Below are 12412 nucleotides of genomic sequence, written 5' to 3'. Positions count from 1 at the left end.
CAAACCCAAACGACTCGCCCAACCATCAGCCTTTGTCAAACTAGGCGGCAAAACAACGCCCAACCCGCTATCAGCAAACCGCCAAGCCACAGACTTAATAAACTCGTAAGCTTGCAGGGGATTTAATTGACAAGATTGAGGCCGCTGTGCTTGCAAACTCGGTTCAATTAACGGATAAAGTTTCGATGCTAAACCCAACCCTCCCAGCAAAGTTTCTTGTGGCAATTCAATTGTCCGCCCCGCATAGGCCAAACGTTCAACAGAATTGTTCCAAACAGTTGTAGCATCCACCAAAAAATCCGTTTCATCTACTGCTTGCAAACAATAATTCAAACTCCAATTAACTTTACCCGGAGACGGCGGAATAAGTTGAAAACAAGTGCGAAACTGACTTTGTTCAGACAGTTGGTTTTGCAGCGGCGAAGTCCAAGCACTAAGCTTGTTTCCCAACTTTTCTAAAGCGGCTGATTCTGCTTGCACGACTCCAGATTCTTGTTGCAAAGCTTGCAGCCATTCGCGGGTTGGAGAAAGTGTTTTGATGTCTAAAGTTGAGCCAGCAGCAGATCGCACTTCACCATCTACCACACTACTCAAAAACCCCAAAACCAACTCCTGCGCCCCCACTGGCAAATCCACCGCAACATCCCGTACCTTACTTTCTGGCGAACCTTCTTTTATTACATCCGTTACATCCCGCACATTGCTCGCTGCCGAACCTTCTTCCTTCGATTGATACATTCTACAAGCTGTAGGCATTTGCTTAGAAAAAGTAGCGAGACGGAGAATATCTGTCGAACTGTCTAACAAAGGTTGCCATTTAGCAATAGCCGAACCATCAGATTGCCTCTCCAATGCCGGCAAGAATTTGCACCTCGCCAACAAATCCAAACCCCACCTAGAAATATGAGACCAAAAACGCAAATCAGAGCCGACAAAATAGTCTGGTTCCGTGCTGTTTAGCGGTAGTGATTGCAAGAAAACAAAAGCTGCTTGAGGGTTTAGAAAATAACCCTCAACTTGCCAGGGATAAAGGTAAATTTCCTCGGTTGGGGCGGGTTCCTCTAATGCTGCGGCTGAGTGCTGCGGCATAATAGTTGCGTTGGATTCCGAGATTTTGGTGGGAAGTGCGATCGCCCAAATTTCCCTTTGAATTGAGGAGTTTTGGGCGGGAATTTCTGCTGAGCTTTGAGTTTTGGGCGATCGTTTAGTTTTCTGAGTTTTCTCCAAAATTTCTGCCGTTTCGGGTAATTGCCAGTTCAGTTTACCCGACTGCTGCAAGGACTTTACGAAAATCTTCAATTCCGCTTCCGTCATTGCCAAGGGATGCGGCAGACTTATTTCTGATTCAATGGCATCGATCGCCACAACTTTGCGCCAAGTTTCTCCCCAAATAAATAAGCCATCTTTTTGTGAATCGACGATCCAACTACCGTGTAAAATTGCCATTTTTAATATTAGTTATTTTTTAAGTTGTCGGACATTTAAATTGTAGGTTTAGAGCGGGCAGGATGCCCACCCCACAAAACTTTGATTGTTTTTTCACAGATAATTTATATACTGGAACAGCACTATTAGTTATTAGTTATACCAAATTTATAAAATATTGCTACAGTTATTCTGTTTGTTTTAGACATCGAAATTCATTCGGCCGAAGTCGTATTTGTAGCGTTTGGGAACAGGCTGTCCGGCCTGTTCTTGACAATGGTGCAAGATGTGAGTTCCCATACCCAATGCTATCAAAGCCCAATTTCCATTTCCAGTTCCCAACGCTCTTGCGTCGGAATCAAGATCCTACCACCTATTTCAGACGTTTGGCGGGCGATCGACCCGATCGTCGATTCCACAATCCCAAACAGCATCGCAGAGTATAAATGCTTACAAGAGCCGTGCCGCCGATCGACCCAGAATACCAAATAATCTCTCTCTTTTGGCATTGGACTCTCAAACATCCTGTGGTAGTGTTACGATCCCGACAGAGAAAGAATGTGGTAGATAAGGAAGCAGTCCTACATGGTAGAGATAGACAAGTCAATATCCTTCGATGGAAGGGATATTAGACTGAAGATTGGTTTACTAGCGCCTCAAGCAGGCGGTGCGGTTTTGATTCAGTCGGGTGACACGGCCGTTTTAGTGACGGCCACTCGATCGCAGGGGAGAGAAGGAATTGATTTCCTGCCCCTGTTGGTGGATTACGAAGAGAGACTGTACGCAGGCGGTAAAATTCCCGGTGGATTTTTGCGCCGGGAAGGGCGTCCCCCAGAAAAAGTGACTTTGACTGGGCGTTTGATCGATCGCCCGCTGCGCCCGCTATTCCCAAGCTGGCTGCGAGATGACATCCAAGTCGTAGCCACAACCCTGTCGATGGACGAACAAGTACCGCCGGACGTTTTGGCGGTAACGGGGGCTTCAGTAGCGATCCTGCTGGCGAAAATGCCGTTTTACGGGCCGATGGCTGCAGTGCGAGTCGGCTTGGTAGGGGACGATTTCATCATCAACCCAACCTACAGCGAAATCAAAGAAGGCGAGTTGGATCTCGTGGTAGCCGGTTCTCCAGACGGAGTAATCATGGTGGAAGCCAGCGCCAACCAATTGCCGGAACAAGATATCATCGAGGCGATCGACTTCGGCTACGAAGCAGCCTGCGACTTGATTCAAGCCCAGCGCGAAATTATGGCAGAATTGGGCATCGATTTGGTGGTAGAGGAAAGACCATCGCCAGATATGGCCTTGGAAAACTTTATTCGCGAACGCGCCCAAGAACCAATCCGCATCATTTTGTCAAGATTTGAAAAAGACAAAACAGTACGGAATGCGGCTTTAGACGAAGTGAAAGCCAATGAAGTCGAAGCTGCGATCGCCGAACTCGCCGAAGACGATCCGATCAAAGTAGCCGCCGGCACCAACAGCAAGACAATTGGCAACGTTTTCAAAGACGTTACCAAAAAAATGATGCGGAAGCAAATCATCGAAGATGGCGTTCGTGTAGACGGCCGCAAGCTAGACGAGGTGCGTTCCGTTTCTTGTCGCGTAGGCGTGCTGCCGTCGCGAGTACACGGCTGTGCGCTGTTCAATCGCGGGTTAACCCAAGTCTTGTCCACAGCAACCCTGGGAACCCCCGGCGACGCCCAAGACTTAGGAGACGACTTGCACCCGCAGCAAGACAAACGCTACTTGCATCACTACAATTTCCCGCCGTTTTCCGTCGGAGAAACTAAACCGATGCGATCGCCCGGACGCCGAGAAATCGGTCACGGAGCCCTCGCAGAACGCGCCCTAGTCCCAGTTTTGCCATCAAAAGAAGATTTCCCCTACGTAATTCGCGTAGTCTCCGAAATCCTTTCTTCCGACGGTTCAACATCAATGGGTTCAGTGTGCGGATCGACACTAGCATTAATGGATGCAGGCGTTCCCCTTTCCCAACCCGTCAGCGGCGCGGCAATGGGATTAATCAAAGAAGGCGATGAAGTCCGAATTTTGACAGACATTCAAGCAATTGAAGACTTCCTAGGCGACATGGACTTCAAAGTAGCCGGTACCGACACCGGAATTACTGCTTTGCAAATGGACATGAAAATCAAAGGTTTACCCTTAGATGTCATAGCCAATGCTATCCGCCAAGCCAAACCGGCCAGACTGCACATTTTAGAAAGAATGCTAGCAACCATCGACACTCCCCGCAAGGAAATGTCGCCGTTTGCGCCGCGCTTGCTAACCCTGAAAATCGATCCAGAATTTATCGGTTTGGTAATTGGGCCTGGTGGCAAAACAATCAAAGCCATCACCGAAGAAACCGGTGTCAAGATTGACATCGAAGACGACGGAACCGTGACAATTGCCGGTAACGATAGCGAGAAAGCTCAGCGGGCTTACAATATTGTCCAAGGCATGACGCGGAAGTTGAATGCTGGAGACGTGTATGTCGGCCGCGTAACTCGAATTATTCCGATCGGCGCTTTCGTCGAAATTCTGCCAGGAAAAGAAGGAATGATTCACATTTCCCAGTTAGCGGACTACCGCGTCGGGAAAGTGGAAGACGAGTTAGCAGTGAACGATGAAGTGATTGTCAAAGTGCGAGAAATTGACAATAAAGGTCGGATTAACTTGACCCGTTTGAACATTCATCCCGACGAAGCGGCAGCCGCCCGCGAAGCGTTGAATAAGTAGTTGACGGTTGACAGTTGACGGTTGACAGTTGGTAATTGGTAATTGGTAATTGCTAATTGCTAATTGCTAATTGCTAATTGGTAATTGCTAATTCCTAACTGGTAATTGAGATTAAATCTGATTGTTTCAGATTGATTTGGGAGTAGAGTGCGCGACAGATCCAGATCGAGTTTGTGCGATCCTCTTCGTTGGCGTAGCCCCCGTAGGGGCGGGCTGCGCTAACGGCTGTAGAAGTTAATACATTCGCGCACTTTACCCTCGGCGGTTGAAACCGCAACTACATAAATTAAGTTCACTCCTAGCGGACTCAATCAAATATAAAGTGATTTCTTTTATCATTCGGCGGTTGAAACCGCAACTACACAAACGAAGTCCGCCTGCGCGGACTGAAGAAAATATAAAGATATTACCCACAGTCAGGACACGGCAGTGCCGATTCCCTACAATTAATCGGCGGATGGTTACGTCTTTCATCGAGGAAGATCGATCGTTTTGGGGTAGGGAAACGGCATTGCCGTGTCCGAGATTGCCTGTGATTCCAGTGCCACCGGAATTGATCTTAAATCAAATAACCGCAATACAGTCAATCTCAACTAACACATCCTTCGGCAAACGCGCCACCTCCACACAAGCGCGCGCCGGTGCAGTTTCCGCATCAAAATACTTGGCATAAACCGCATTCACAGCGGCAAAATCATTCATATCTTTGAGGAAAACCGTAGTTTTTACCACATCCAACCAAGTAGCGCCGGCTTCTGTGAGAATGGCTTCGAGATTTGCCATCACTTGTTCGGTTTGTTTTGCCACGTCGTCGGTGTAGACAATATCGTTTAGTCTAATGTCGATCGCAATTTGACCTGCTACAAACAGCATAGTGCCCGTAGCGGCGATCGCTTGATTGTAAGGGCCCACGGGTGCCGGTGCTTTGTCAGTACGAATAATTTTGCGTGTCATAGATGTTATTGTTTGGGATTCTTGTTGAGAGGTTTCTGGCTGGTAGATTTCTCCATCAGAGGTTTCTGGCTGGTAGAGTTCTCCATCGGGCATTATTGCACCAGTGAAGTCGGCATTTTTGATATTCCAACCATAGCTGTTTGCATTCATCAAGTTAGCCTTCTTCAAATTTGCTCCCTCCAAATTTGCATTGCTCAAATTTGCCTCATGCAGATTGGCTTGCTCTAGGTTTGCTCTTTGCAGATTGGCGGTGTCGAAATATGCCTTTTGCAAGTCGCATCGACTCAAATTTGCATCAGCTAGATTTGCATTGCTCAAATGTGCCCCTTGCAGATTGGCTTGCTCTAGGTTTGCTCTTTGCAGATTAGCTTTGGTGAGATATGCGTTTTGTAAGTCGCATCGGCTCAAATTTGCATCAGCTAGATTCTCGCTAGATAGACCAAATTTAGGCATATTTACTTCTCGTAAATTAGCTCCTTGAAAATTAGTTTGTATAATTTTTGCGCCACCTAACTCTGCGCGACCTAAGTCTGCCTTAGTCAAGTTTGCCCCAGTCAAATTTGCATCAGTCAGATTGGCTAGACTCAGGTTTGTCTCTATCAAAGAAGCTAAAGTTAGGTTGGCCGAGGCTAGATTTGCTCCCCTCAAGTTTGCTTGATCTAGATTGGCATTCGTCAAGTTGGCACTACTCAAGCTTGCTCCACTTAAGTCAGCACCGCTAAGGTCTGCCCAAGATAGATTTTGTGAACCATAGATTATCTTACTCAAATTAGCACCTTTTAAAGATGCCCTGCTGAGGTTTGTCCTGTGAAGGCTTGCCTTAGTCAGGATTGCTTCACTCAATTCTGCTCTGGACAAATTGGCATCCTGTAAATCTATCCCGCTCAAGTCTGCACCTTGAAGGTCTACCCCACTTAAGTCTGCTCCCCGAAAGTTGCGCTGTCCTGCTGCGTATTTTTCTAAAAGTTCTTCAGCGTTCATTCATAACCTCGATCGCCCTCACGTCCCAAAAATCACTATACCATCCGCGCGAATCCGCCTGCACCAGCGGTTTTGCGGATGGATGATTGTCGGATTCCACACCCCGCGGTGCAAGAAACCGGGTTTCTACGAGAATTTAAGCATCCTCACCGAGATTTACGCAGAAACCCGGTTTCTGAGCCCCCGCGCACATCCAAGAAACCGGGTTTCTACGAGAATTTAAGCATCCTCACCGACATTTACGCAGAAACCCGGTTTCTGAACCCCCGCGCACAGAGTCCCCGCGCACATCCAAGAAACCGGGTTTCTACGAGAATTTAAGCATCCTCACCGAGATTTACGCAGAAACCCGGTTTCTGAGCCCCCGCGCACATCCAAGAAACCGGGTTTCTACGAGAATTTAAGCATCCTCACCGACATTTACGCAGAAACCCGGTTTCTGAACCCCCGCGCACAGAGTCCCCGCGCACATCCAAGAAACCGGGTTTCTACGAGAATTTAAGCATCCTCACCGAGATTTACGCAGAAACCCGGTTTCTCGATCAAAGTCAAAGAACGTCAGCCAGCAATAAACTTCATAGCAACACCATTCATGCAGTAGCGTTTCCCAGTAGGTGCAGGGCCGTCATCAAATACGTGACCCAAATGCCCGCCGCAGCGACGACAATGCACCTCAATTCTAGTCCCAAACAGCGAATTATCCACCGATGTGCCGATCGCCCCTTCGATCGGTTCATAAAAACTTGGCCAACCAGTACCGCTATCAAATTTGGTTTGCGACGAAAAAACTGGCAAATTACACCCAGCACAGGCATAAATTCCCTTCCCGTATTGCTTGTCGAGAATGCTAGTGTGAGAGCGTTCAGTGCCGTGTTTTCGCAACACCTCAAACTGTGCCGGAGTCAAAATTTTGCGCCACTCTTCCTCAGTTTTAGTAATTTCAAAAACCCCCTTAGAAGCCGCCATAACATCAGAATTTCCAGGCAAACAGGACGATAACCATGCCATGCTTGCTGTTGCTAGACCCGCTTTCAAAAATAATCGTTTTTTCATAATCCATCCACTTACTAATTAATCTAAACCACCAGTCATATCGTTGACCGTTGCATCGTCAGGTGTTTTAACCGCAGAGAACACAGAGGACACAGAGGGAGAGAATAGAGATTAGAGTACAGGACGATTCTACCGGATTTGATATCGCGTTCAAAACTTTATGCTTGATTTGTAACTTTTTCAATCGCCTGTTATTGGACGCAATATCAATTTCAATTGCAGCATCAGGTGATGTTAACTATTAACTGTTTAAACAATTCCGATTGTATCGTAATTATTCATCTCTATCTTCTCTCTCTGTGCCCTCTGCGCTCTCTGTGGTTAAAAAAATCCGATATTACCCTACAAGTATGACATTTAATTAACCCGATCGCACAAAAGTCCTGTGAGAGTTTAGCCCCCACAGGACTCATATATTTTCAAACATCAACCGCCTAAGCCATAGCCGGAGCACCAACAACCTCACCCTTCAACATCCGAGAAGCAGCATCAAGCAACTGTTCCTCCAAATAAGGCTTGGTGAAATAGCCCTTCGCGCCCAAACCGTAAGCCATTTGGCGGTGTCTGTCGGCACCGCGACTCGTCAACATCGCGATCGGCAATTCGCACAAAACCGCATCCTTCTGCATCCGAGAAAGCAGCTCCAAACCGTCCATGCGCGGCATCTCAATATCGCAAAACACGATATCGCAAGGCAGGCCAGACTTCATCTTTTCCCAAGCCTCCTTACCGTCGCGAGCCTCCTCAACCCGGTAGCCGGCTTTCTCAAAAGTAATCGACAAGAGCGATCGCACCGTAATCGAATCATCCACAATCAGCACAGTAGGCTCAGTCTTCTCAACCTCCGCCTCCGCAGCCGCGCGATCGCTCTCATCCCAAAGCGTACCGCCAGCTTCCTTCTGCAGCCTGCCGGTAGCCAAATCGATCAACTCTAGAACGTCCGCAATCGCCACAATCCGACCATCCCCGAGCACCGTAGCACCCGCAATCCCGATCGGCTTCGGCACCGGCCCCTCCAACTGCTTGATCACAATTTCCTGTTCAGTCGAAACCTGATCCACCTGCACCGCCAAGAAATTGCCACCCGACCGCAGCACGATCACCGAAATCATGTCATCGTCAGTATTAAACCCGTAAACACTGCCCCGGCCCAAATGGCGGTTGTAAGCCAGCAAATCCCGCAGCGGCCGGAACGGCAAAATCGAACCCCGCCACTCAATGCAGGGTAAACCATCCGCCCCCGTCGTCACCTGATCCCGAGGCACATCGATCATGTCCTCCACCCCATCCATCGGGAAAGCAATCCGAGCTCGATCGCTAATGCAAGTCAGAGCCTTAGAAATACTCAACACCAGAGGTAAACGGATGGTAAATACAGTCCCCTTGCCGATCGTCGAATCGATCGCCACAACCCCTCGAATCTCCTGCAAAGAAGTCCGCACCACATCCATCCCAACCCCGCGGCCGGCATACTCCGTCGCCTGTTCCTGAGTGCTAAAACCAGGCATAAACAGCAAATCGTACACCTCCGAGCGAGACATCCTCTGAGCCTGAGCAGCCGTCAACAAACCCTGCTTAATCGCCTTAGCCTTCACCTTTTGCGGGTCAATTCCCGCCCCATCATCAGAAACCGAAATCACCGTTTGATTTCCTTGGTGAAAAGCCCGAATCGTAATCCTGCCCATCCCCGGTTTCCCCGCCGCCAAACGCACCTCCGGCGGCTCAATCCCGTGAGTAATCGCATTGTTCACCAAATGAGTCATCGGATCGTAAAGCTGATCCACAATCATCTTGTCGATCAAAATATCCTTACCCTCAACCTGCAACTGAGCTTGCTTACCGCACTTAATCGCAATTTCTCGCACCGCCCGGAACAACCTGTCCGTCGTCTCAGCAAACGGCTTCATCCGGGCCCGAGTCAAACCTTCCTGCAACTGAGTCGTGACTTGTCGCAATTGGCGAGTCACCTGATCCGCCTCATCCACCAAAAACTCAATATCCGCCGCCGACTCCCGCACCCGCACGATCAGCTCAATAATCTCCTGAGCCAAACTGTGGAAAGGAGTAAACCTGTCCATTTCCTCCGGTTTCCAGGCACCTTCCCGGTGGTTAGTAACCTCCTCCGAGCGCCAAGGCGACGAAGAAGCTCGGTGTCCCTGACGGTTTGCTAGCAAAGCAATCTCCAAAAGACTCCGCTCGTAGAAATCCTGAGTCCGCTGGCTCACATCGCTCAACAGCGTCACCTGGTGCAGCAAATTGTCCAAAAACTGCCGCATCCGTTCTTGATCCTGCTCCAAACTGTTGCGGTTGACCACCAGTTCCCCCATCAAATTGCTGAGGTTGTCCAGTTGCTTCACCGGCACCCGCATCGTGTGGTCGCCGAACCCGCCAGCCCGAGCAGTACGTCTGGGTCTGTTAATCGCCGACGGCACAATATTGCCTTCCCCTTGGCGGCCGCCCCCGTCCTTGGAATCTTGCAGCAATTTTTCCAAATCGCCAAACTCGTCATCGCTGGCTTGATGGGAATTGGACGCAGCAACACTTGCAGAACTTGCCAAGGAATCGGGAATTTCTGGCATAGTTGCACTCTCGCTGAGCAATTCCTCAAGATCCGAGAAAACCTCAGTGTTGACCGGACTCGAATTTTTCCCCCCAGATGCTGAAGCCGCAGCCGTAGCGCCCCCTGCAATTAACAGCGCTTCTAAATCATCAAAATTGTCTTCATCATCCTCACCGTCGTCGGATTCATTGCCTCCAAAAAAGTCTGCCAGCGAGCCCTCTTCCAAATCCGAGGCATCCACAAGATCCGATTCGTCCTCAGCATCCCACAACCCAGATGTCAGTTCCGAAGTAACCAAAGGCCCTGCATCGATCGAATCCAACAAATCATCAAAACCCTCCAACTCCTGAGTATTCAGAGTCGCCCCTGTTTCCAAAGCCGCCAGCAAATCATCATCGCCATCAAACATAGCCGAGACATAATCTGGCGACAGTGGCTCAAAATCCGTACCCCCAAAATCCCTTTCCAGAGCCTCAAACAAATCATCCCCACCGCCAGACTCTTCATCTACGAAAGTTTCAGGTAGAGCAAACAAATCTGCATCGGTAGCATCCAACAAACTATCTGCTGGCCCGGCCGACAACTCCTGTAAATCTAAAGCAGCATCCTCATCTGCGACGGACAAACCAGCATCCGCCGGGCTCAAAAGCTGTTCGCCAAACATATCCTCCAACAAATCAAAAGTGCTATCCCCATCAGGCTCGAAACTTGAAACATTTTGAGGGAAATTATCCGACATCGCCTCAAAATCAACCTCTGCCAAATCGACCAAATCCCGATCGTCCTGGGCCTCTGCGGCGTCGAAAAACTCGATCGCCCCATTAATAGAGGAAGCTTCCCCATCCCCACTCAGCAATTCTGCATCTTCATCCAAACTCTGCAATTCTTCGCCAACCAACCCCGAAGCCTCCCCGTCATACTCAGTACCCGTAGGTACCGAACCAAACAGATCTGCCAAATCCGCCGCCTCCTGGGAAGTAACCGTCCCAGCAGAGCGATCGAGCCCATCATCATCCCCAGAAATCAAGTCTTCCTCAATCGAACCAAACAGCGCATCCAAATCCGTATCGCCCATATCTAAGCTTGCCGGCTGCAAAGATTCATCATCCACACCGAAAACATCTTCCAGCCAATTTCCATCCTCAGAAACATCTAAATCAGAACTTGAAGTTAGATCCAGAACACTCTCAACGTTTTCATTTTGCGGTACGGCTGCATTGCTCATAAATCGATCGTCCTCACTGTCTCCACCTTCACCTTCAGAAGCCAAATAACCAGAACTGATACTCAACAAATCTGTCAAATCGGAATCCGAAGCCCCCGAAGCCAGAACATCAAAATCATCCAGAGAAGAAACTAGACCAAAGGTTTCAGCATTCCCCGAATCATCGTCACCGCCGACAGCAGACTCGATCGACCCAGCATCAAAAACCTCAGCATCAAAAGCATCCCCGTTCGATATCGCAACCAAGCCCGCCTCCTCGGAAACACCCAAATTACCAAACAAATCATCCAAATCAGTGTCCCCGGTAACATCCAGAGAAGATTGAGCAGCCACCTCATCCAAAAACGTACCCAAAGCATCCTCATCTGCCAGCGCCCCAGCTTTCTTGGCCCTTTGCTTCCGCTGACCCAAACCGCTTTCTACACTTGCTGCAAACTGCTTGGAAGCCAGCCCCTGCCTCAAATCCGCATTTTCCTCACCCGCAGCGACTCCAGAACCGTCAGACTCGGCCGACATCAAATCTTCCCCAAACAAACTGTTAAGATCGTCCATCAGATTTTCGCTATCAACTTCCAAATCTTCTACAGTCTGTTCATCAAACAACAAATCAGTAAAATCGCCAGAATTGTCATCATCATCATCATCCGACCCCAGCATTCCCTCTGCTGCGATCCCATTCGAGTGCGCGTAATCCAAATCTTCTTCTTCTTCCCAAGCACCCTCAAGATCCGGAGACTCGCCATTAAACAAATCAGCCAAAGTATTGAGTTCCGCCACCCCCACTTCAGGGCCGCTGCGAGCAGAAATTCTCAAAGAATCAGTCTCTATATCTGACTCTAGGAACCCTTGAAAATCATCGAACTGCGGCGATATACCCTCACTGACATCATTGCCTTCGGTAGTATCCAATTGATCGAACAACTCATCTATATTCAACCCAGAAACCGTCGGTAGTAATTGTTCGTCCGAACCAGAATCGCCTAACCCAGCCCGCTTCCAAGCGGCATCTTCAGCAGAGATCCAATTTCCGCCGGCACTACTCGGTTGAGCGAAGGCCAGCAAATCCTCAAAATCGGTTTCGGGAACCCGAGCCGCGGGCATCAGCGACAGAAGTTTTTCGCTAGGCGCGATCGAATCAGACAATCCCGAAAGCACCAACTCCTGCGCTTGTTTGATATCCTTAATCACAGTGGGAGCCAAAACCCGGTAAGTATTTTCTGGATTGGCGATCGCCTCAGACACCACAGCCATCAACTCGATCCAGCCGGGAAGCTCAAATTCCTCCCCCGCCATTCTCAAATTCCGACAAATATTCTTGAGCTGCCGCCTGCTTTCATTCCCCTCCGGCTGTTTGAACTCCTGCAGCATTTCCCGCATCCTCGCCGGCACATCCGAGTCAAACACCAAATGCAGCGCACTGTCTTCTGTTTCTGTCGAATCAAAGTCGTAAACCGCCCCCGCACCCGCCATACCCC

The 12412-nt window shown here is 49.1% G+C and carries 6 protein-coding genes; 1 reads left to right on the top strand and 5 read right to left on the bottom strand.

The features are described 5' to 3' along the window. Together AACV78_RS10200 and AACV78_RS10195 are read right to left on the bottom strand one after the other, a co-directional pair. The coding region (locus AACV78_RS10200; protein ID WP_339383564.1) for an SNF2 helicase-associated domain-containing protein at positions 1-1446 on the bottom strand (1446 nt) is incomplete at its 3' end. 290 nt (positions 1447-1736) lie between these two features. Further along, positions 1737-1934, bottom strand: a complete 198-nt coding sequence (locus AACV78_RS10195) for a hypothetical protein (RefSeq protein WP_194012512.1) — start codon at positions 1932-1934, stop codon at positions 1737-1739. Between the two features lie 76 nt (positions 1935-2010). On the opposite strand from AACV78_RS10195, the gene AACV78_RS10190 reads away from it, so the two are divergent. Next, a complete protein-coding gene (locus AACV78_RS10190) occupies positions 2011-4164 on the top strand; it encodes a polyribonucleotide nucleotidyltransferase (RefSeq protein WP_194012513.1) in 2154 nt (717 codons plus the stop codon). 564 nt (positions 4165-4728) lie between these two features. On the opposite strand, the gene AACV78_RS10185 is transcribed toward AACV78_RS10190, so the two are convergent. From AACV78_RS10185 to AACV78_RS10175, 3 genes are all read right to left on the bottom strand, one after another. Next, a complete protein-coding gene (locus AACV78_RS10185) occupies positions 4729-6099 on the bottom strand; it encodes a Rid family detoxifying hydrolase (RefSeq protein WP_194012514.1) in 1371 nt (456 codons plus the stop codon). Positions 6100-6657: 558 nt separating this feature from the next. Then, positions 6658-7152 carry a peptide-methionine (R)-S-oxide reductase MsrB gene (gene msrB / locus AACV78_RS10180; protein ID WP_194012515.1) on the bottom strand — a complete coding sequence of 165 codons (495 nt, stop codon included), beginning with the start codon at positions 7150-7152 and terminating at the stop codon, positions 6658-6660. A 434-nt stretch (positions 7153-7586) separates the two neighbouring features. After that, entirely contained in the window at positions 7587-12407 is a 4821-nt protein-coding gene (locus AACV78_RS10175; protein WP_194012516.1) for a hybrid sensor histidine kinase/response regulator, read from the bottom strand. Between the last annotated feature and the right edge of the window lie 5 nt (positions 12408-12412).

The organism is Tychonema sp. LEGE 07196, from assembly GCF_963890365.1.
Lineage (GTDB): Bacteria > Cyanobacteriota > Cyanobacteriia > Cyanobacteriales > Microcoleaceae > Microcoleus.
This window is presented reverse-complemented; position numbering and strand designations above follow the sequence as displayed.

Coding starts and splice junctions, on each gene's coding strand:
- AACV78_RS10195 (WP_194012512.1), bottom strand. CDS start 1,934: ATGCCAAAAGAGAGAGATTATTTGGTATTCTGGGTCGATCGGCGGCAC.
- AACV78_RS10190 (WP_194012513.1), top strand. CDS start 2,011: ATGGTAGAGATAGACAAGTCAATATCCTTCGATGGAAGGGATATTAGA.
- AACV78_RS10185 (WP_194012514.1), bottom strand. CDS start 6,099: ATGAACGCTGAAGAACTTTTAGAAAAATACGCAGCAGGACAGCGCAAC.
- msrB (WP_194012515.1), bottom strand. CDS start 7,152: ATGAAAAAACGATTATTTTTGAAAGCGGGTCTAGCAACAGCAAGCATG.
- AACV78_RS10175 (WP_194012516.1), bottom strand. CDS start 12,407: ATGGCGGGTGCGGGGGCGGTTTACGACTTTGATTCGACAGAAACAGAA.